Here is a 19,778-nt window from a genome sequence, read left to right as displayed (position 1 = left end):
GCCGCCCCTGCATCGAGGGGCGGCGAGGCCCTGGGGCCTGGTGCTCGTCAGCGGCCGCCGGCGCCCTGGCGGGAGCGCTCGGTATTCTCGACCAGGATGCCGGTGCCGATGCGGTTGATCTCGTCCCAGAGGTCCGGGTCGATCTCGATACCGTGATCGACGCTGTGCTCCTTGTTCAGCGCCAGCTGCTGCGGGCTGACATGGCGTGCATTGCGGTTGCCGCTGGAGTGTTGCAGCGAGCTGGTCAGGTCGACGCGGGAGCTGCAGATGATGGTCAGGGTCTGGCGCTCGTCCGGCTCGCCACCGAGGCTGGTGGTTGCCTCGCTGTAGCTCGGGTAACGTTCGCCGGCCCTGATCGCGGCGGTATGCTCGGTTACGGTCCGGCTGCCGTTCTGCCAGTAGGCGACAACGCTGATACCGCGCCGGCCGCAGTCGGTCAGGGCCTTGAGCACGAACTTGCGGTTGTGGCAGTTGTGCACCGTGACGGTCGCAAGGCTGCTCTCCAGCGCCTTGGCATGGGCCAGGTCGACGGCAGCGGCGATACAGTTGAGGGCGCTGCGGCCATTGCTGTCGATAATCGCCGAGGTGCTGTCCTCGTAGACTACGGTGCTCAACGGCTTGTCGCTGTCGAGGTTGATGTACGGCAGGGCGCGACGCAGCTCGCCGAGGCCGTCGAGGCCGTGCTTTTCCAGCCACAGGATCATGTTGCCGGCATCCTCGTAGTTGCCGACGAAGTAGCCGGTGGCCTCGAAGCAGCGGCGCAGCGCGGCCTTGAGTTCGTTCATCGATACGTGCATGGGACTCTCCTCAGCGCTGCGGGGCCAGCGGCATAAACCAGTCGTCGTTAAAGGTCCGGCCGATCTCTTCCATCAGCGGCGCGCCCTGGAACATGGTGTTGCGTACCCAGAGGCGCGAGCGCGGATCGAACTTGCTGACGCCGAAAAACGCCAGTTTCGCCCGCAGCAGGTGCATTGGCAGCACGTCCCGGTCCAGCAGGTTGGCCTGGATGTCGCCGTAGACGCAGCGGTTCATGCTCTGGATTCGGCGCACGATACCGCGCAGCTTGGGGCGCGCGACCATGAAGCGGGCGGTGGTATGCCTCGGGTGCTGTCGCACGTACTCGCACAGTTGGTCGTAGCACTTGCGCACCGCATAGGCGACGCCGAGGGCCATCTGCTTCTCCCGTCCATCGTCGCAGGAGGCGCTGCCCAGGCGCGGCTCCATCTTCTCCTCCGAGCGGTACCAGAAGGTTTCGCGGGCGCCGTCCTTGCCGAAGTCGACCTGCAGCGCCCAGGCGTAGCGCTGCTCGATCACCCGCTGCAGCTCGCATACCGGCATCAGCGGATCGAGGTCGAGGTATTCGTCGGCGCTCATATAGTCCTCGAGGTCCTCGACCAGCTCCGGATAGAGCTCCAGCAGGATCGACACCAGCAGCTCCTGCCCCTGCAGCGTGCAGTTGTCTTCGCTCCAGCGCAGCAACTGGTCCCAGGACTCGAGATGCTCGGTGACCCTGTCGTGCAGCGCGTCGAGATCCTTCAGCACCTGGCGGTTGTTGTCGGTCTGCCACTCGTCTTCGGTGACCGTTTCCTGCATATGCGAGCTACAGCGGTCGATCAGTTCGCGCAGTTCGAGGCGTCTGCGGTCGTCGAGCTGACCCAGGGTGCGCACCCGTGCCAGCGCCAGTTCGCGCATCTCGACCCAGCGGTTGATCAGCTGCGGATGGTTGATCAGATAGGGCGCCATGCCGAGGCCGGTAGAGTTGCCGATGCCGAAGTAGCGCTTGATCTCCGTCTCCATCGGCCGGAAGGTCTCGGGCGCGCGGTGGCGGGCGATATGCTCGGCCTGCAGCAGGCTGAAGTTACGCAGCATCCAGCAGACGAACATCTCGGCCGAGAAGGGGCGGGCGAAGTCCGGATAGCGAGTGCTGACTTTCTCCCAGTCGGCCATGCCGAGCTTGCCGCTGCCGTAGACGGCGGTGGTGCGATAGAGGTAGCCGACCCGGGCGATCTGGGCCACGTCGGGCTGGCGGCCGGCGGCCAGCAGCCCGACGACGGTATCGAAGTTGCGCGCGCTGCGGTTGGCACGGGACAGCACCAGCACCCGGGCATCGAGCCGCCCGGCTTCCTGTACCGGCACGTTCCGGCGCAGTTCCGCGAGCTGTTCAGGCTCGACGCTGCCTGCGACCAGGGCCATCGTCAGGTCCCATTTGGTGGCGATAACGCGGTCGTTGCGCTCCTCCGGCGACAGGTAGTCGGAGAACAGCACGAAGCTGAACAGGTCGTGGGGTGTGCGGATCTCGTAGACCAGGGTGCCGTAGCCCTGGTCGTCGAGCTCGAAGCGGGCCGGGTCGATCTGCCAGCGCTCGCGCATGATGCGGCGGATCAGGATACGCATGAAACTCAGCCGGCTCTGGTGCATGGCGCCGAGGCGCTCGAGCTGCATGACCTGGCTGGCCGGGCGCAGCGGCAGGGCATTGTCGCCCCGCAGGGAGGCGTTAATGGCTGCTGGCGTCGTCATTGGGGTGTCCTCGCAGGTTTGATTCACATCGATTTCAACGACCGGCCGTTGGCCGGCGACAGCATAGATGTGCCGAAACGCCTTGCTGCGCATCCCTGGCGGGTTTCGGGTATCGTTATTATTGCCGGCGCCACTCTTTTCGGGGCTTCGACGTTAAGACCATCATCGGCGATTGCGGCGACGCGCAGCAAATCAAAAGGTTCTATCGTTTGATAAGCGGGGCTTATCAAGATGCCTTGCGAATTACTTTTTCTAACTCTCCAGGCCGGCCGATGCGAGGGGCCGACCCGGAGGTGCTATTGCGCGCTGTTGGCGAGGATGAAGTCGACCAGCGCCTGCGCCGGCGGCGTCAGCGACTTGTTGCCCAGCTTTACGATGCCGGTATGGCGCAGGATGGTCGGGTTGGTCAGCGGCACGAAGCTCAGGGTGCTGCTCTCCTTCGGGAAGGCGTACCAGGGCAGGGTGGTGATGCCGAAGCCTGCCTCCAGCATCGCGATCAGCGAGATCATGTTGGAAATATAGAACTGGGAGTGACCGAGCAGTGGACGAGCCTCGCTGTCCTCCAGCAATGCCGAGGTGCCATTGCTGATCAGGCGGTGCTGGCGCAGCTCTTTCCAGTGCACGCCCGCTTTGTCCGCCAGCGGGTGATCCTGGGGGCAGACCACCCCGACCTGGTCTTCCCAGATCGGGATGAAGGACTTGTCGCTGTGTTCCTCCTCGTGAAACAGGCTGGCGATGCCGAAGTCCACCTGTTCGTTCTCCACCATCCGCAGCACGGCAGCTGAGTTGTCGTCGAAAAAGCTGATATGCAGGTCGGGACTGTCGGCCACGAAACGCAGCAGCAGCTCCGGCAGCACCCGGCTTGCGATCGACGGCACCGAGGCCAGGCGCAGATGGCCTTTCTTGTGCTCAGACAGCAGTGTCATGTCCTCGGCGATGCGGTCGTGATGCGCGATCAGTTCCCGTGCCTTGGGCAGGAACAGCTGGCCGAACGGGGTCAGATCGGTCTTGGCCGTTTTGGCGTTGCGCTTTTCGAACAGCGCTTCGCCGAGCTTGGTTTCCAGGTCGCGGATCGACAGCGAGATCGCCGGCTGCGTGCGGTGAGCCTTCTCGGCAGCGGCGTGAAAACCCTTGAGCTCTGCGACCCAGACGAAGTGCCGCAACTGGGCGATCTTGAATTCCGGCAGCATGATAAGAACCTCTTATCAAGTGATATTTTTTATTAACTTTTGTTATTAAATCATGGTGCCTATGATGATTCCACCAGCTTCAGGAGGTCATCATGTCGGATTCAATCTTTCGCAATTACATCGCCGGTGAATGGGTAGAAGGCAAGAGCAGCATCGCCAATATCAGCCCCGCCGATACCAGTGACCTGATCGGCCACTATGCCCAGGCCGACGCCGCCCAGACCGAGGCGGCCATCGATGCCGCCGTCAAGGGGCAGGAAGCGTGGCAGCAGAGCGGCCTCGAACAGCGCTACTCGGTACTGATGGCGATCGGCGACGAGCTGATCGCGCGCAAGGATGAGCTCGGTCGCGTGCTGGCCCGTGAAGAGGGCAAGACCCTGGCCGAAGGCGTCGGTGAGGTCTACCGTTCCGGCCAGTTCTTCCATTATTACGCTGCCGAAGTGCTGCGCCAGATGGGCGAGACTGCCGACTCGGTGCGTCCGGGCGTCGAGATCGAGACCCGTCGCGAGCCGGTCGGTGTCGTCGGCATCATCACGCCCTGGAACTTCCCGGTCGCCACAGGTGCCTGGAAGATCGCGCCGGCGCTGGCGTTCGGCAACGCCATCGTCTTCAAACCGGCCAACCAGGTGCCGGCGAGCGCCTGGGCGCTGACCGAGATCATCTCCCGCCAGGGGCTGCCGGCCGGCACCTTCAACCTGGTCATGGGCCCGGGTGCCGAGGTCGGGGATGCGCTGATCCATTCCCGCCGCATCAATGCGCTGACCTTCACCGGCTCGCTGGAAACCGGACGCAAGGTCGCCGCGGCCACCGCCGTGAACCTGGTCAAGTGTCAGCTGGAGATGGGCAGCAAGAACGCCCTGGTGGTGCTGGACGATGCCGACCTCGAGACGGCCGTCGAATGTGCCGTCAACGGCGCTTTCTTCGGCACCGGCCAGAAGTGCACCGCCTCGTCGCGGCTGATCGTCACCGAAGGCATCCATGACCGCTTCGTCGAAGCCGTGATCGAGCGCATGAAGAAGCTGGTGGTCGGCCACCCGCTGAAGGAGGGCGTGCATATCGGCGCGGTCGCCGATGCCCGCCAGATGGAGCAGAACCTGAAGTATCTGGAGATCGCCAGGCAGGAAGGCGCGACCCTGGCGTTCGGCGGCGAGGTGGTCGACGAAGAGACCGACGGTTACTTCCTGCGGCCGGCGCTGTTCACCGGCACCACCAACGACATGACCATCAATCGCGAAGAGGCGTTCGCGCCGATCGCCAGCGTCATCAAGGTGAAGGACTTCGAAGAGGCGCTGGCGACCCTGAACGACACCAACTACGGTCTGACCGGCGGCATCATCACCCAGTCGCTCAGGTATGCCAGCGAGTTCAAGCGTCGGGCCAAGACCGGTTGCGTCATGGTCAACCTGCCCACCGCCGGCACCGACTACCACGTGCCCTTCGGCGGTCGCAAGGAGTCCAGCTTCGGCCCGCGCGAGCAGGGCGCCTACGCGAAGGAGTTCTACACCCTGGTCAAGACCACCTACATCCGTGCCTGACGGAGGCCGCCGCGATGCATAACGACCTGATAGTGATCGACGGCCTGCAGTATTCCAACTGGAGCCGCGGGATCTTCGAGCAGCTACGCGAAGGGGGGGTGACGATGGTGCACGCCACCATCGTCTACCACGAGCAGATCCGCGAGACCTTGCTGCGGATCGCCGAGTGGAACCGCCTGTTCGAGCAGAACGGCGACCTGATCATGCCGGTCAAGAGCGCGGCGGATATCCGTCGCGCCAAGATGCTCGGCAAGGTCGGCGTGATGTTCGGTGCCCAGAACTGCTCCCCGATCGAGGATGATATCGGCATGATCGAGGTGATGCGCGAGCTCAACCTGATGATCATGCAGCTGACCTACAACAACCAGAGCCTGCTGGCCTGCGGCTGCTACGAAGCCGAGGACAGTGGCGTCACCCGCTTCGGCCGCCAGGCGATCCGCGAAATGAACCGGGTCGGCATGATCGTGGATATGAGTCACAGCGGCGAGCGCAGCACCTTGGATGCGATCGAGATCTCGGAGCGCCCGATCGTGATCTCCCACGCCAACCCGTCGAGCTTCCATGCCGCCAAGCGCAACAAGTCGGAACGGGTGCTGAAGGCGCTGGGCGAGTCCGGCGGCCTGCTGGGCTTCAGTCTCTACCCGTTCCATCTGAAGAACGGTTCGGACTGCAGCCTCGAGGACTTCTGCGACATGGTGGCGCGTACCGCCGACCTGATGGGCATTGAACACATTGGTATCGGGACCGATCTGTGCCAGGAGCAGCCGCTGTCGGTCCTGGAGTGGATGCGCAACGGCCGCTGGTCGAAGGAGAAGGATTACGGCGAGGGCTCCAAGTCCAATGCCGACTGGCCGAGACCGCTGCCCTGGTTCCGCGACAGCCGGGACTTTCCGAACCTCACCGCCGGACTGCTGGCGCGGGGCTTCGACAGGGACGACGTCGCCCGGATCATGGGACTGAACTGGCTGCACCTTCTGGAGGATGGCCTGTCGCCACGCAGCGGTCCCTGATTTCCACGGTGTCGAGCCACCAGGCAAGACCCTGATTCAGCAATAACTATAAGATCATCAGGAGAGAGTTATGAGTAATGCAACCGAGGCTTCTATGCGCGTTGCGGATCACACCTTGACCGGAAAGCGCTGGTTGGCCGGCGTCGATCTGCCGGTCTTCCTGCTCAGCGGCGGCGCCCTGGTACTGTTCGTGATCGCGGCCCTTTACGATATCGAGATGGTATCGGCCTGGGTCAATAGCGCCTTCGCGACCTCGACGAAATACTTCGGCGCCTACTGGCAGGTGCTGTTGCTGCTTACCTTCGTGATCGGCCTGGTGCTGGCGCTGGGCCGCACCGGCTCGGTGGTGATGGGCGGCGTCAAAACGCCCGAAATGAGCGGCTTCAAGTGGGTCGCGGTGATCATGTGCACCCTGCTGGCCGGCGGCGGCGTGTTCTGGGCCGCGGCCGAGCCGATGGCGCACTTCACCTCGCCGCCGCCGCTGTTCGGCGGCGAGAGCGGCACCCTGCCGGCCGCCTACAACGCCCTGGCGCAGAGCTTCATGCACTGGGGTTTCCTGGCCTGGGCCATCCTCGGCAGCCTGACCGGTGTCGTTTACATGTACCTGCACTACGAGAAGGGCCTGCCACTGAAGCCGCGCACCCTGCTGTACCCAGTGTTCGGGGACCGCGTCATGACCGGTGTCTTCGGTGCTGTGGTTGATGCCTGCTGCGTACTGGCGGTTGTCGCCGGCACCGTGGGGCCGATCGGCTTCCTCGGTCTGCAGGTAAGCTTCGGCTTGGAAAAGCTGTTCGGCATCTCCAACGACTACTCTACGCAGCTGATGATCCTGGTTGGCCTTATCGGCCTCTACACCCTGTCAGCGGTCAGCGGCGTGACCCGTGGCATCCAGATGCTAAGTACCGCCAATGTTGTGCTGGCGGTCGTACTGATGCTGTTCATCCTGGTGTTCGGCCCGACCGCCTTCATCGTCGACGGCTTCCTGCAGTCTTTCGGCATCTATCTGCAGGAGTTCATCCCGATGGCGACCTTCCGCGCCGATACCGGCTGGCTGGACTGGTGGACGGTGTTCTTCTGGGGGTGGTTCCTCGGCTACGGCCCGCTGATGGCGATGTTCGTCGCGCGCATTTCTCGCGGCCGCACCATCCGCGAGATGATCCTGCTGATCTCTATCGTTGCGCCGGTGATCACCTGCTTCTGGTTCACCATCGTTGGCGGCAGCGGCCTGGCCTTCGAACTGGGCAGCCCCGGGGTGATCTCAGAGCCGTTCACCGGCTTCAACCTGCCGGCGGCACTGCTGGCGATTACCGAACAGCTGCCGCTGGGCGGCCTGGTATCGGTGCTGTTCCTGGTGCTGACGGTAATCTTCGTCGCCACCACCGGTGACTCCATGACCTATGCGGTCTCGATGGTGATGACCGGTACCGACCACCCGCAGAGCGCCGTGCGCGTGTTCTGGGGTGTGATGATGGGCGTGGTCGCCGCGCTGCTGATCTCGATCGGCTCCGGCGGTATCTCGGCCCTGCAGTCGTTCATCGTCGTGACGGCGGTCCCGGTTTCCCTGGTGCTGCTGCCGTCGCTCTGGACCGCGCCCCGAATTGCGCGCCGGATGGCCAGGGAACAGGGACTCTGATTCGCGATGCGACCCTTTCGGGAGCGGCCCCTGGCCGCTCCTGTCTTTTCTTCAACCGAAAACTGTCGAATATCTATGAAACAAGCAGTCAAAACCGATCTCTTCGCGTCCAAGGCACCGCTTGAGTGGGCCACCATCGCCAATGGCCAGCTGTATACAGCCCAGATTCCAATCGACGCCAGCGGCCAGGTGGTCGAGGGAGGTATCGAGGCTCAGGCGCGCCAGACCCTGGACAACCTCAGGCATACCATCGGCGCCGCAGGCCTGACCATGGGCGACGTCACCCAGGTGCTGATCTATGTTACCGAACGCAGTCAGTTGCCTGTCTTCAATGCTGTTTACGCCGAGTATTTCGAGGCGCCCTACCCGAACCGGGCGGCGATGATCGTCGCAGGCCTCGCGCGCGAGGAGATGCTCTGCGAAGTGGTGGCCTACGCCGCAGTTCCTGCGGATTGAAACTTGCTTCCCGTGCATGGCTTACGTGAACGGAAAAACCTGTCCGCTTTGATCAGGCTTGCCCGGGCTGGTGTTTTGTTCCGATAATCAGCAACACCGAACTGTTGCCGAACGGAGAACGCCATGTCACGGCTGCGCCCCTTACTCGCTTGCCTGCTTTGCATGGTCGCGGCACTGGCTGCCGCCGACCCGCTGGAACCGCCCGCAGGTCCGGTCATCCTCACTGTCGGTGGTGCCATCCGCAACACCACCGACGGCGAGGTGGCGCAATTCGACCGCGCCATGCTGGAGCGCCTGCCGCAGCGGCTGGTGCGCACCCATACCCCCTGGACCGACGGCGTCAACGATTTCGAGGGGCCGCTGGGGCGGGCGTTGCTGGAGTTCGTCGGTGCCCGCGGCGAGACTCTGGAAGTCACCGCGCTGAACGATTACAGCGCTACCGTGCCGGTAGAGGACTTCTTCTCCCACGATGTCATTCTGGCGATGAAAATGAACGGCGAGTACATGCGGGTACGGGACAAGGGGCCGCTGTTCATCATTTATCCGTTCGACTCGGACAGCGAGCTGACCAGCGACATCATTCATTATCGCTCGGTCTGGCAGATCCAGCACATTCAGGTCAAATGAGGCTGTCGACGGAGGGTAGCGGTTGGCCCGTTTGATATCGGCCTGGCTCGCGATTCAGGCGCGAGGCAGGGGCTTTCTGCTGTTGCTGGGCGCATCGGTGCTGTTTCTGGTGGCGTCGCTGACCCTGTTTCTGGTGATTCTGGAGCGCCAGCAGGCGATCCTCAGCGTTGCCGAGGAGGACGCGCTCTGGTCGGCCTATCAGTTGGATCGTGAAAGCCTCCGGCTCAAAAACAGCCTGCAGCTGCTGGCGGACAGGCCCGATGCCGCGCGTGCCGAAGACGTGCGGCTGCGTTTTGAAATCCTGTACAGCCGTGTCGGTCTGCTCGATAAGGGGCAGCTGCAGTCTGCCTTCAGCCGCGATGCGGCGGTGGACGAGGCAGCGAAGAGCTTCCTCACCGAAATCAAGGCAATGGACGGGGTCTTGCCCAGGCTGGAGCGGCCCGCCGCGGCGGCCGAGCTGCTGCAGCGCGCGGAGCAGCTCAGCAACCATGCCAGCCGGCTGGTGCTCAAGGTGCTGTCGGCGAGGGCGGTGGATAAAACCCGGCTGCGCCAGGAGTCGTTCCGGCTGATGGTGTGGCTCGGCCTGATGCTGGCGTTGCTGCTGCTCAGCGTCGGCACCCTGGTGGTGATACTGTTTCGGCAGATGATGGACGAGTACCGCTCGCGCGAGCGGACCGAGCAGCTGGCGGTTCAGCTGCGCGAGACGGCGGCACGCGCCGAGGCGGCGAACCTGGCCAAGTCGGAGTTTCTGGCCACCGTCAGCCACGAAATCCGCACGCCGATGAACGGCATCATCGGCATGACCAGCCTGCTGCTCGATACCCGGCTGGCGCCGGAACAGCGGCGTTTCGCCACCACGGTAAGCGAGTCCGCCGAGGCGCTGCTGAAAATCCTCAACGACATCCTGGATATCTCCAAGCTGGAGTCGGGGCGCTTCGAGCTGGAGCACGCGACCTTCGATCTGGTCGAGCTGCTGGAGATGGTGGTCGAGCTGCAGCGCGCAAGGCTGATAGACAAGCCGGTCAGCCTGCAGCTGGCGTTCGACGATGGTATCGGGCGCTATTTCGAAGGCGACCCCGGAAGGCTGCGTCAGGTGTTGCTGAATCTGGTCGGCAATGCGGTGAAATTCACCGACCGGGGTCATATACGGGTGCGGGTCCGTGCAGTGACGGATGACGACGATGAGTCAGACCGGCTGCTGTTCGAGGTGGAGGATACCGGGCCCGGCATCCCCGCCAATGTGCAGCCGAGGCTGTTCCAGATGTTCGTGCAGGGGGACGCCTCCACCGCCCGCCGGTTCGGCGGTACCGGCCTCGGGCTTGTGATATGCAAGCGCCTGGTCGAGCGCATGAACGGTCGCATCGGTTTCGAGAGCCGGCCCGGTCAGGGCAGCCGGTTCTGGTTCAGCCTGGCCCTGCCGCCGGCACAGGCTCCCGTGGCGGCCGCGACCGGCGGCAGTGACCACAGCCGGGCCCGCTGTCCGCTGAATATTCTGGTGGTGGAAGACAACCTCATCAATCAGCAGGTCGCGGTGGGTATACTCAGGTATCTCGGGCATCGGGCCGATATCGCGGCCGACGGTCGGGAGGCCCTCGACCGGCTCGGCGGCCAGTCCTACGATCTGGTTTTGATGGACGTACAGATGCCCAATCTCGACGGCCTCGAAACCACCCGGATCATCAGACGCATGCCGGACCCGCTGAGGCGTCAGGCGATTGTCGGCATGACCGCCGACGTGACCAGTGATGGCCGTCAGGCCTGCATCGACGCCGGCATGGACGATTACCTGAGCAAGCCGGTCAAACGCGAGAAACTCGCCGAATTGCTGGAAGGCTGGACGACGGTGCTGCTCGAAGCCAGGGAGCACGGAAGTGTCCGACAGGAGGAAACGATGTCACAAGCGCAGATCGATACCGGGGTTGTGGCCGATCTGGTCGAAATGGTCGGCGCCGACAATTGCCGGGAGCTGCTCGAGACCTTTCGCCGCAGTCTCGGGGATTACCGCCATCGCATCGATGAGGCGGTCGGGGCGGGACGTCGCGACGAGGCCGGACGCACCTGCCACAGCCTGCGCGGAACCGCCGCCAACCTGGGTTTCCAGATGATGGTGCAGCAGCTGGCGGCGCTGGAAACGGTGCTCGCAGGCTCCGGAGACCCCGGCGTCGAGCTCGCAGCGGTGCTGCGTACGCTCGATGAGGTGGGGCAAATGTCATTGTCGCGGATAGTGCAGGACGTGGCGGATACGCAGGAACATGACTGACCCGGCGCGGCAGTTCGGGTATCATACCGAACCTTCACGAATTCCCGCCGGCATCGGCGGGCGAGCGCCGAGCGGGCCGGTCGCCTGTTCGCATCAGCTGATATTAGGAAATGGCGGATGAGCCTTAAAGGTACCCTCTACATCGTTTCGGCACCGTCCGGCGCGGGCAAGACCAGCCTGGTCCGGCAGCTGCTGGCCCGCGACCATCAGGTGCGGGTATCCGTATCCCACACCACCCGTCCGATGCGGCCGGGCGAAACCGACGGTCATGACTACAACTTCGTCAGTCTGGGTGTGTTCAACACCATGATCGAGGAAGGCCGCTTCCTCGAGTTCGCCGAGGTCTTCGGTAACAAGTACGGCACCTCGCAGTGCTGGGTGAAGGAGCAGCTTGACCAGGGAACCGATGTCATTCTCGAGATCGACTGGCAGGGGGCGAACCAGGTGCGCCGGCTGATGCCCGAAGCGGTGTCCATCTTCATCCTGCCGCCGTCCCGCGAGGCCCTGCGCGAACGTCTGACCGGCCGCGGGCAGGACGACGAAAGCGTGATCGACGGGCGCATGGCCGAAGCCGTCAGCGAGATGAGTCATTTCGGCGAGTACGACTATCTGATCGTCAACGACCGCTTCGAGCAGGCGCTGGGCGAACTGCAGTCGGTGCTGGTTGCGCGGCGGCTGCGGATGGAAGTGCAGCAGTACCGGCAGCTCGAGCTGATCCGCGGTCTGTTGTCGGAATGACCATGAGAGCACGGGCTAAGATTGCCTGTCTCTTGCCAGAGTGACGGCATTGGATTAGAATCGCCGGTCTTTTTGTTTTCGCAACTGCCTTTTCGAGGTCCCAAATGGCACGAGTCACCGTTGAAGATTGCCTGGATAACGTCGATAACCGTTTCGAGCTGGTGATGGTCGCGGCCAAGCGTGCGCGTCAGCTCGCCGTCGGCGGCAAGGATGCCAAGGTCGACTGGGAAAACGACAAGCCGACCGTCGTCGCGCTGCGTGAAATCGCCGAAGGTCTGACCAGCAAGACCGTTCTCGACGATATCGAAGAAGACTGATCTTCCGGAACACCTTCCGAAACGGCATCATCTCAGGTAAAACAAGAGGGTAACCCTGTACTGCCGGAGCCTTGATGCCGACGATTGACGCGCTCTCCAAGCGACTGACCGAATACCTCGATCCGGAGCAGATCCAGAGGGTGCGTCGTGCCTATTTTTACGCCGAGCAGGCCCACGACGGCCAGCGGCGCAAGAGCGGCGAGCCCTACGTCACCCATCCGCTGGCGGCGGCCGGAATCCTTGCCGGCATGCACATGGACCATCAGAGCCTGATGGCGGCCATGCTGCACGACGTTATCGAAGATACCGAAATCAACTACGATGCCATCGAGTCCCAGTTCGGCGATGCGGTGGCGGATATCGTCGATGGCGTTTCCAAGCTGACGCACCTGGAATTCGAGACCAAGGCCGAGGCTCAGGCGGAAAACTTCCAGAAAATGGTGCTGGCGATGGCCGAGGATATCCGCGTGATCCTCGTCAAACTCGCCGACCGGCTGCACAATATGCGTACCCTGGGCGCCATGCCGCCGGTGAAGCAGCGGCGCATCGCCCGTGAAACCCTCGATATCTACGCCCCGATCGCTGCGCGTCTGGGTATGCGCGACCTGCAGGTCGAGCTCGAGGATCTGGCGTTCCAGGCCTACCATCCGATGCGCTCGCGATATATCCGGCGCGCGGTGGTCAAGGCCCGCGGTCAGCGTCGCGATATCATCGCCGAGATCCAGCAGACCATTCAGCGCCGGCTCGAGCAGGAAGGGCTGCCCGGCAGCGTCAGCGGCCGGGAGAAGCACCTCTATAGCATCTATCGCAAGATGCGCATGCAGCGTAAATCCTTCGCCGAAATCATGGATGTGTTTGCGTTTCGCATCGTGACCGACAAGGTCGACGACTGCTATCGCATTCTCGGTGCGGTGCACAACCTGTACAAGCCGGTGCCGGGGCGCTTCAAGGACTATATCGCCATTCCCAAGGCCAACGGTTACCAGTCGCTGCATACCGACCTGTTCGGAACCCGCGACATCACCATCGAGGTGCAGATCCGCACCCGGGAGATGGATGCGGTGGCCAGTCAGGGTATCGCCGAGCACAGCCACTACAAGGCTTACGGCGACTCGGACAGCGCCATCGGCTCCTATAACCGGGCCCGCAAGTGGGTGCAGGGGCTGCTGGAAATGCAGCGCAATGCCGGCGATTCGATGGAGTTCATCGAGCACGTCAAGAAGGACCTGTTCCCGGACGAGGTTTACGTATTCACGCCCAAGGGGCGCATCCTCGAGTTGCCGCGCGGTGCCACGGCCGTGGACTTCGCCTATGCGGTGCACACCGATATCGGCAACTCCTGCGTCTCCTGCCGCATCAACCGCCGGCTGGCGCCGCTGTCGGCGCCGCTGATCAGCGGCTCGACGGTGGAAATCATTACCACCCCGAGCGCCCAGCCGAACATGGCCTGGCTCAATTTCGTCGTCACCGGCAAGGCGCGCTCGAGCATTCGCCACTTCCTGAAGAACCAGCAGCGCCACGAATCCATCGCCCTGGGCCGGCGCCTGCTCAATCAGTTCCTTGGCAACTATGGCACCTCCCTGGAGGAGGTCGAGAAGAGCGAACGCAAGAAGCTGCGCAAGCTGCTCAAGGAAGCGGAGCTGAAAGCCCTCGACGACCTGCTCGAGGATGTCGGCATGGGCAACCGCATGGCGTACGTGGTGGCACGCAGGCTCAAGCCGGAGCTGCCGCAGGAGGGCGAGGACAAGGCGCCGGGGCGTCCCGGCGGCCGGCCCATGGCGATTCAGGGTACCGAGGGCATGGTGCTGCACTATGCCAAGTGCTGCCACCCGATTCCCGGCGATACCATCATCGCCCATATCAGTACCGGGCGCGGCCTGGTGATTCATCGTACCGACTGCCGCAATATCGGTTACCTGCGCGACGACCCGGAAAAGTGTATTTTTCTCGAGTGGTCGAAGAGCATCGAGGACGAATTCCGCGTCGGGCTCAAGCTCGAGGTGCTGTCGCAGCGCGGCATCATTGCCAATCTGGCCACGACGGTGGCAGCCTGCGGCGCCAACATCATCAAGATCGACAGCGGCGAAAAGGACGGCCAGCTCAACCAGGTGACGCTGGATATCTCGGTTCACAACCGCGTGCACCTGGCGTCGGTCATGAAGAGCCTGCGACGCATCAATGCGGTCAGCCGCATCCATCGTCAGTAGCTCCAGCACACGCAAGGCTCCCGCTGCGCGACCATACATCAGACCTTCAAGAAATGCTGTCGCAGCCGATAACCTCAATAGTTACAGGGAAAAGGTCGAAGGAGAGACGGAGTTGGCGATCGGTGTACATACTCTCGACGAACGGCAGGGCGCGGAGCAGGCGGTACGGCTGGTACTGATGCACGACGCGGACGGCAAGGCGCTGGTGCTGGTGCCCTGGTCCGGGCTGCTCAATCTAAGCAGCATCTGGAAGGAAACCGGCCGTCAGTTGCAGCCGGTGCGGGCGCAGGATGCCGAGCGGTTCTTCGGCCAGCAGGCGCTGCAGCAGGAGGAGGGGTTGCGTCAGTTGCTGTCGCTGCCGCTGCTGCTCGATCAGTCGCTGGCGGACGAACCCGAGCTGCTGTTGTACGAGCCGCATTCGGGCCAGGAATTTCGTGTGCCGGCGGGCTGGCTGGATGACGGCGGCTTGGGCGTGCACCGCCTGGCGCTGACCCGTGACGATATCGAGGCCGGTCTGCCGTCCGGCGACGACCGCACCCTGATCTACCGCGCGGTGGAAAAGTTTACCGCGCTGCGCATCCGCCAGCGTCTGGAAGACACCTTCGGGCTGCCGTCCTTTTCCCCCACCACGCAGAAGCTTCTGATGATGCGTTCCGACCCCGATGCCGGTGTCGACGCCCTGGTGCCGGTGGTCAGAATCGACCCCAGCCTGTCGGCGCAGGTGATGAGCTGGGCGGCGTCGTCCTATTATGCGGCGCCCGGCAAGGTGCACTCCCTCGAGGATGCCGTCATCCGGGTGCTGGGTTTCGATCTGGTGATCAACCTGGCGCTGGGGGTGGCGATGGGCAAGACCCTGGCGCTGCCCAAGGATACCCCGCGCGGCGGGACCGACTACTGGCGCCAGGCGGTGTACTGCGCCACCCTGGCCGAGCGGCTCTGTCGCCAGTTGCCCATCGCCGAGCGCCCGAGACCCGGTCTGGCGTACCTGTCCGGGCTGCTGCACAACTTCGGCTACCTGGTCCTGGCGCAGCTGTTCCCGCCGCACTTCTCGCTGCTGTCCCGTTATCTCGAGGCCAATCCGCACTTCCCGCAGGAGTATGTCGAAAAACAGGTGCTGAACGTAACCCGGGAGCAGGTCGGCAGCTGGCTGCTGGAAGGCTGGTCGCTGCCGGTCGAGGTCTGCGTCGGGGTGCGGCGCCAGCGCGAGCCGGATTACCGCGAGGAACACTGGCGCTATGCCGCCCTGGTGTCACTGAGCAGTTGTCTGCTGCGCCAGCAGGGCCTGAGCGATGGTCCCATCACGCCTTTGCCGGCGGGGCTGATCGGATCGCTGGGTCTGGTACCGGAGCAGGTCGAGGAAGCGCTGGCTGACATTCTCGAACGTCGCGAAAGTCTCGATGAACTGACACGGCTGATCGAAAAGGCGCGGCGAGACTGAGTTCGAGGCACCTTTCGCTGCGCTCAAGGTGCCCTGCGTTTATTCCGACGATGCGGGGTGCTGCTGAGCGGCAGCGGCGACTCATTCGGCTCGGAGCACCTGCTCGAGCGCTTCGAGTTCCTCCTGGCGCTCCAGCCATTCGCCTTCGATCTGCTCGGCCCTGAGTTTCAGGTCGCCCTGCTGGGCGAGCAGGGTCTTGAGGCGCTCCTTGTTGGCCTCCTGGTAGAGTTCGCCGTCAGCCAGTCGTTCCTCGACGCCCGCCAGCTCGGTCGAGACCCGGTCGAGCTGCTGCTCGAGTTTCTCCACTGCCTGGCGCAATGGCCTCAGGCGGGCGCGGTTTTCGGCTTCCAGCCGCTTCTGGGCCTTGCGGTCGGCAGCGCTGGTGCCGCTCCTGTCGCCGGCCCCGGATTGCTCCGTTGCAGCCTGCTCCGGCCGGCGCCGCTGCTCCGCCAGCCAGTTCTGGTAGTCGTCGAGATCGCCGCTGAACGTCTGCACCAGACCGTTGGCAACCAGCAGGAAGTCGTCGACGGTATTGCGCAGCAGGTGGCGGTCGTGGGAGACCAGGATCAGGGCGCCCTCGAAGCTCTGCAGCGCCAGCGTCAGGGCGTGGCGCACCTCCAGGTCCAGGTGGTTGGTGGGCTCGTCCATCAGCAGCAGGTTGGGACGCTGCCAGGCGATAAGCGCCAGCGCTACCCGGGCCTTCTCGCCACCGGAGAAGCGCTTCACCGGCTCCAGTGCGTCGTCGCCGTTAAAACCGAAACTGCCGAGAAAGTCGCGGATCTGCTGCTCGCTGGCCTTGTCGTCCAGACGCTTGATATGCAGTAGCGGCGAGGCTTCCAGGTCGAGCGCCTCGAGCTGGTGCTGGGCGAAGTAGCCAACGCGCAGGTGCTCGCCGCCCCTGGTCTCGCCGGACTGCAATGGCAGGTCGCCGACCAGCGTCTTGATCAGCGTCGACTTGCCGGCACCGTTGGGGCCGAGCAGGCCGATGCGGTCGCCCGGCGCCAGCGACAGGCTGACCTGCTGCAGCACCGTCTTGCCGGCGTAGCCGCAGTCGGCCTTGTGCAGTGTCAGCAGCGGATTGGAGACCTTGTCGGCGGGACGGAAACCGAAGCTGAACGGGCTGTCGATATGCGCCGGAGCGATCAGCTCCATGCGCTCAAGTTCCTTGAGGCGGCTCTGTGCCTGTTTGGCCTTGGTCGCCTTGGCGCGGAAGCGGCGCACGAAGTTCTCGATTTCGGCGACACGCTGCTGTTGTTTCTGGAACTGCACTTCGTGCTGCGCCAGACGCTCGGCCCGGGCACGCTCGAAGGCGGTGTAGTTGCCCTTGTAGAGGTCGAGCTTTTCGCGGTGCATGTGCACGATATGACCGACGACGTTATCGAGAAAGTCACGGTCGTGCGAGATCAGCAGCAGCATGCCCGGATACTGCCGCAGCCACTGCTCGAGCCAGATGGTGGCGTCGAGGTCGAGGTGGTTGGTCGGCTCGTCCAGCAGCAGCACGTCGGAGCGACACATCAGTGCCCGGGCCAGGTTGAGCCGGATGCGCCAGCCGCCGGAAAGCTCCTGTACCTGCCGCCCGGCGTCGCCGGGGCGAAAACCGAGACCGTCGAGCAACTGGTGGGCGCGGGCTTCGGCGCTGTAACCGTCGATGGCGTCGAGTTCGGCGTGCAGTTCACCGATACGGTGGTGCTGCTGATCGCGCTCCGCAGCTTCGAGCCGGCGCTGTATCTCGCGCAACTGGGTATCGCCGTCGAGCACGTAGTCGAGCACACGACGGTCGACCGTCGTGACTTCCTGGGCCATGTGGGCGATGGTCTGATTGCCGGCCAGCGAGAGATCGCCGGCGTCGGGCTGCAGTTCGCCGAGTATCAGCTTGAACAGGCTCGATTTGCCGACGCCATTGGCGCCGATAATACCGACCTTCCAACCCTGATGAAGGGTCAGGCTGGCCTGGTGCAGCAGGCGCTGAACGCCGCGATGTAGACTGAGGTCTTGTATCTGGATCATGGTGGCGGATTCTATCTCAATCCAGCGTTGGAAACCTAGAATCAGGTGAATGGTGAAAGGTGAATGGTGAAAGGGTAAGGCTGGCACCGGCCCCAACCGAATCCCAGAACCCGCAATATCGATCGCAGTACAGATCGATTGGTGTCGGTCGGCAGAGCGGTGGGCGAAACCTATGTGGAACGTCGCACCCAGCCATCCCGACTTCAGGATGCGCACCGTTAGGCGATAGTGCCCACAAGCGGCACGTTTCGTTACACTCAAGGTGCCCTACGTACTGGTACGATTCGCCAAGAAAGGAATGTGCTGCAACGCCATGAATCTCGACAACCCACTCTGGCACTACGCGCTTGAACTCTATGCCCATCCCGGCGTCGAACAGGCCTGCCTGGGCCTGCAGCAATCGGGCCTTGGCACCAACCGGTTGCTGTTCTGCTGCTGGCTGGCTTCGGAGGGCCGCCTTCTGCGGCCCTCCGAACTGGACGCGTCGGAGGCCGGACGCTGGCAGCGGGAGCTGACGACTCCGCTGCGTGCGCTGCGCTATCGGGTGCGTGAGAGCAAGGCCGGAGAGCCCCAGCTGGATGCCGTGTATCGCGCCCTGCGCCAGGCCGAGCTTGCGGCCGAACAGGTCGAGCTGGCCCGGCTGTTCGAGCTCGGCAGTCGCTGGCAGGCGGATGCCGCCGCCGAGCGTGACGAGCTGCTGTTGCGCAACACGGCGCTCTATCTCGGCTGTACCGGCGTCGCGGCGACGGCGGATCTGCAGCGGAATCTGGAAATTCTGCTCTGCGCAGCCCGGCTTGGGGTGGACAGGGCGGCGGCTGCGGCATTACGGTGGTAAAGACGTGAACTTTAGAGTTAAATCGATCACTAACGCTCGACACCAAGCACTTACGCCAAGGATTTTTGTAATGAAAAAAACGTTGCTGGCCATAACCCTGTCTTCGCTGATGACCACAGGGACTGTTGCTCTGGCCGATGATCTGGATACCGACGAGAAGAAGCTCAGCTACAGCCTGGGCCTGATCCTCGGCGAAAAACTGAAGGCTGATATCGATTCGCTGGATGTCGAGTCGTTCAGTCAGGGTGTCGAAACCGTGTACAAGGATGAAGAGCCGCTGCTGGATCAGGAGCAGGTCGCTCAGATCATGCAGGCTTTCCAGACCCAGAAGATGGAAGAGCAGCGTCAGCAGTTCGCTGAGCTGGCGCAGACCAACCTCGACACGGGCAAGGCCTATCAGGACGAGAACGGCAAGAAGGATGGCGTCACCACAACCGAGTCGGGCCTGCAGTACGAAGAGCTGGTCGCTGGTGACGGCGACAGCCCGACCGCCGATGACACCGTCAAGGTGCACTACAAGGGCGAGCTGGTCGACGGAACCGAATTCGACAGCTCTTACGCCCGTGGCGAGCCGGTGTCCTTCCCGCTCAACGGCGTGATCCCGGGCTGGACCGAAGGTCTGCAGCTGATGAAGGAGGGCGGCAAGGCGCGCCTGGTGATTCCGGCGGATCTGGCCTACGGCCCCGGCGGTATGGGCAATGCCATCGGCCCGAACGAGACACTGGTGTTTGAAGTCGAACTTCTGGAAGTGAATCCGGAGCAGGAAGCCGCAGCCGCCGAATAAGCACCGCCTTCCGCCGAGTCCGAAAACCCGCCCTCGTGGCGGGTTTCGCTTGTTTATGAGTGACAAAATTTCGGTTCCTCGCGTTTAAGCGGGAAATTTATCCTTAGTAGGATGGGTGGAGCCGCCCGTCCGTACTCACTTGCCAGTTGGCAGGAAGCTGTGGGCGGCGTAACCCATCGTCGTTCCCGCAGGCTCTTCGGTTGCGGTTGGCGCAGACCGTCTTC

17 protein-coding genes are annotated in these 19,778 nt (G+C 63.4%); 13 read left to right on the top strand and 4 right to left on the bottom strand.

What is annotated here, in order from left to right; all coding sequences use genetic code 11:
* Positions 1-47 precede the first annotated feature (47 nt).
* Positions 48-797, bottom strand: a complete 750-nt coding sequence (locus IEX85_RS21170) for a DUF3726 domain-containing protein (RefSeq protein ID WP_188862623.1) — start codon at positions 795-797, stop codon at positions 48-50.
* A 10-nt stretch (positions 798-807) separates the two neighbouring features.
* Complete coding sequence (locus IEX85_RS21165; protein ID WP_188862622.1) at positions 808-2,517, bottom strand: hypothetical protein; 1,710 nt, start codon at positions 2,515-2,517, stop codon at positions 808-810.
* A gap of 18 nt (positions 2,518-2,535) precedes the next feature.
* Here IEX85_RS21165 and IEX85_RS21160 point away from each other — a divergent pair, with 18 nt between their 5' ends.
* Positions 2,536-2,730 (top strand): hypothetical protein, encoded by a 195-nt coding sequence (locus IEX85_RS21160; protein WP_188862621.1) that lies wholly within the window; start codon positions 2,536-2,538, stop codon positions 2,728-2,730.
* Positions 2,731-2,813: 83 nt separating this feature from the next.
* Here the strand turns inward: IEX85_RS21160 and IEX85_RS21155 are convergent, their stop codons facing one another.
* Positions 2,814-3,707, bottom strand: coding sequence for a LysR family transcriptional regulator (locus tag IEX85_RS21155; protein ID WP_188862620.1), 894 nt, complete (start codon positions 3,705-3,707; stop codon positions 2,814-2,816).
* Positions 3,708-3,799: 92 nt separating this feature from the next.
* Here IEX85_RS21155 and IEX85_RS21150 point away from each other — a divergent pair, with 92 nt between their 5' ends.
* The 10 genes from IEX85_RS21150 to IEX85_RS21105 all read left to right on the top strand — a co-directional run bounded on the left by IEX85_RS21150 (position 3,800) and on the right by IEX85_RS21105 (position 15,928).
* A complete protein-coding gene (locus IEX85_RS21150; protein WP_188862619.1) occupies positions 3,800-5,242 on the top strand; it encodes an aldehyde dehydrogenase family protein in 1,443 nt (480 codons plus the stop codon).
* Positions 5,243-5,256: 14 nt separating this feature from the next.
* The gene (locus tag IEX85_RS21145) at positions 5,257-6,252 is read left to right on the top strand and encodes a dipeptidase (protein ID WP_188862618.1); all 996 of its coding nucleotides are present in this window, start codon (positions 5,257-5,259) and stop codon (positions 6,250-6,252) included.
* Between the two features lie 70 nt (positions 6,253-6,322).
* Complete coding sequence (locus IEX85_RS21140; RefSeq protein WP_188862617.1) at positions 6,323-7,885, top strand: BCCT family transporter; 1,563 nt, start codon at positions 6,323-6,325, stop codon at positions 7,883-7,885.
* Positions 7,886-7,960: 75 nt separating this feature from the next.
* Positions 7,961-8,341 carry a RidA family protein gene (locus IEX85_RS21135; RefSeq protein ID WP_188862616.1) on the top strand — a complete coding sequence of 127 codons (381 nt, stop codon included), beginning with the start codon at positions 7,961-7,963 and terminating at the stop codon, positions 8,339-8,341.
* 123 nt (positions 8,342-8,464) lie between these two features.
* Positions 8,465-8,968, top strand: coding sequence for a putative pterin-binding protein (locus IEX85_RS21130; RefSeq protein ID WP_188862615.1), 504 nt, complete (start codon positions 8,465-8,467; stop codon positions 8,966-8,968).
* Positions 8,969-8,990: 22 nt separating this feature from the next.
* A complete protein-coding gene (locus IEX85_RS21125; protein ID WP_188862614.1) occupies positions 8,991-11,228 on the top strand; it encodes a hybrid sensor histidine kinase/response regulator in 2,238 nt (745 codons plus the stop codon).
* A gap of 117 nt (positions 11,229-11,345) precedes the next feature.
* On the top strand, positions 11,346-11,966 hold the full coding sequence (gmk, locus tag IEX85_RS21120) for a guanylate kinase (protein ID WP_188862613.1): 621 nt from the start codon (positions 11,346-11,348) through the stop codon (positions 11,964-11,966).
* Between the two features lie 104 nt (positions 11,967-12,070).
* Positions 12,071-12,283, top strand: coding sequence for a DNA-directed RNA polymerase subunit omega (gene rpoZ, locus IEX85_RS21115; RefSeq protein WP_188862612.1), 213 nt, complete (start codon positions 12,071-12,073; stop codon positions 12,281-12,283).
* Positions 12,284-12,357: 74 nt separating this feature from the next.
* Positions 12,358-14,490: a bifunctional GTP diphosphokinase/guanosine-3',5'-bis pyrophosphate 3'-pyrophosphohydrolase gene (spoT, locus tag IEX85_RS21110; RefSeq protein WP_188862611.1), complete on the top strand. Its 2,133-nt coding sequence runs from the start codon at positions 12,358-12,360 to the stop codon at positions 14,488-14,490.
* 112 nt (positions 14,491-14,602) lie between these two features.
* Positions 14,603-15,928, top strand: coding sequence for an HDOD domain-containing protein (locus IEX85_RS21105; protein ID WP_229722046.1), 1,326 nt, complete (start codon positions 14,603-14,605; stop codon positions 15,926-15,928).
* 81 nt (positions 15,929-16,009) lie between these two features.
* On the opposite strand, the gene IEX85_RS21100 is transcribed toward IEX85_RS21105, so the two are convergent.
* Positions 16,010-17,935: an ATP-binding cassette domain-containing protein gene (locus IEX85_RS21100; RefSeq protein WP_188862610.1), complete on the bottom strand. Its 1,926-nt coding sequence runs from the start codon at positions 17,933-17,935 to the stop codon at positions 16,010-16,012.
* A 313-nt stretch (positions 17,936-18,248) separates the two neighbouring features.
* Between IEX85_RS21100 and IEX85_RS21095 the strand changes: the two genes are divergently transcribed.
* Positions 18,249-18,770, top strand: coding sequence for a TIGR02444 family protein (locus tag IEX85_RS21095; RefSeq protein ID WP_188862609.1), 522 nt, complete (start codon positions 18,249-18,251; stop codon positions 18,768-18,770).
* Positions 18,771-18,840: 70 nt separating this feature from the next.
* Positions 18,841-19,554, top strand: a complete 714-nt coding sequence (locus IEX85_RS21090) for an FKBP-type peptidyl-prolyl cis-trans isomerase (protein WP_188862608.1) — start codon at positions 18,841-18,843, stop codon at positions 19,552-19,554.
* Positions 19,555-19,778 lie beyond the last annotated feature (224 nt).

It is taken from the genome of Marinobacterium nitratireducens, from assembly GCF_014645375.1.
Lineage (GTDB): Bacteria > Pseudomonadota > Gammaproteobacteria > Pseudomonadales > Balneatricaceae > Marinobacterium_A > Marinobacterium_A nitratireducens.
The sequence above is the reverse complement of the archived record's forward strand: the minus strand, read 5'-3'. Positions and strand labels throughout refer to the sequence as shown.

Coding starts and splice junctions, on each gene's coding strand:
- IEX85_RS21170 (WP_188862623.1), bottom strand. CDS start 797: ATGCACGTATCGATGAACGAACTCAAGGCCGCGCTGCGCCGCTGCTTC.
- IEX85_RS21165 (WP_188862622.1), bottom strand. CDS start 2,517: ATGACGACGCCAGCAGCCATTAACGCCTCCCTGCGGGGCGACAATGCC.
- IEX85_RS21155 (WP_188862620.1), bottom strand. CDS start 3,707: ATGCTGCCGGAATTCAAGATCGCCCAGTTGCGGCACTTCGTCTGGGTC.
- IEX85_RS21150 (WP_188862619.1), top strand. CDS start 3,800: ATGTCGGATTCAATCTTTCGCAATTACATCGCCGGTGAATGGGTAGAA.
- IEX85_RS21145 (WP_188862618.1), top strand. CDS start 5,257: ATGCATAACGACCTGATAGTGATCGACGGCCTGCAGTATTCCAACTGG.
- IEX85_RS21140 (WP_188862617.1), top strand. CDS start 6,323: ATGAGTAATGCAACCGAGGCTTCTATGCGCGTTGCGGATCACACCTTG.
- IEX85_RS21135 (WP_188862616.1), top strand. CDS start 7,961: ATGAAACAAGCAGTCAAAACCGATCTCTTCGCGTCCAAGGCACCGCTT.
- IEX85_RS21130 (WP_188862615.1), top strand. CDS start 8,465: ATGTCACGGCTGCGCCCCTTACTCGCTTGCCTGCTTTGCATGGTCGCG.
- gmk (WP_188862613.1), top strand. CDS start 11,346: ATGAGCCTTAAAGGTACCCTCTACATCGTTTCGGCACCGTCCGGCGCG.
- rpoZ (WP_188862612.1), top strand. CDS start 12,071: ATGGCACGAGTCACCGTTGAAGATTGCCTGGATAACGTCGATAACCGT.
- spoT (WP_188862611.1), top strand. CDS start 12,358: ATGCCGACGATTGACGCGCTCTCCAAGCGACTGACCGAATACCTCGAT.
- IEX85_RS21100 (WP_188862610.1), bottom strand. CDS start 17,935: ATGATCCAGATACAAGACCTCAGTCTACATCGCGGCGTTCAGCGCCTG.
- IEX85_RS21095 (WP_188862609.1), top strand. CDS start 18,249: ATGAATCTCGACAACCCACTCTGGCACTACGCGCTTGAACTCTATGCC.
- IEX85_RS21090 (WP_188862608.1), top strand. CDS start 18,841: ATGAAAAAAACGTTGCTGGCCATAACCCTGTCTTCGCTGATGACCACA.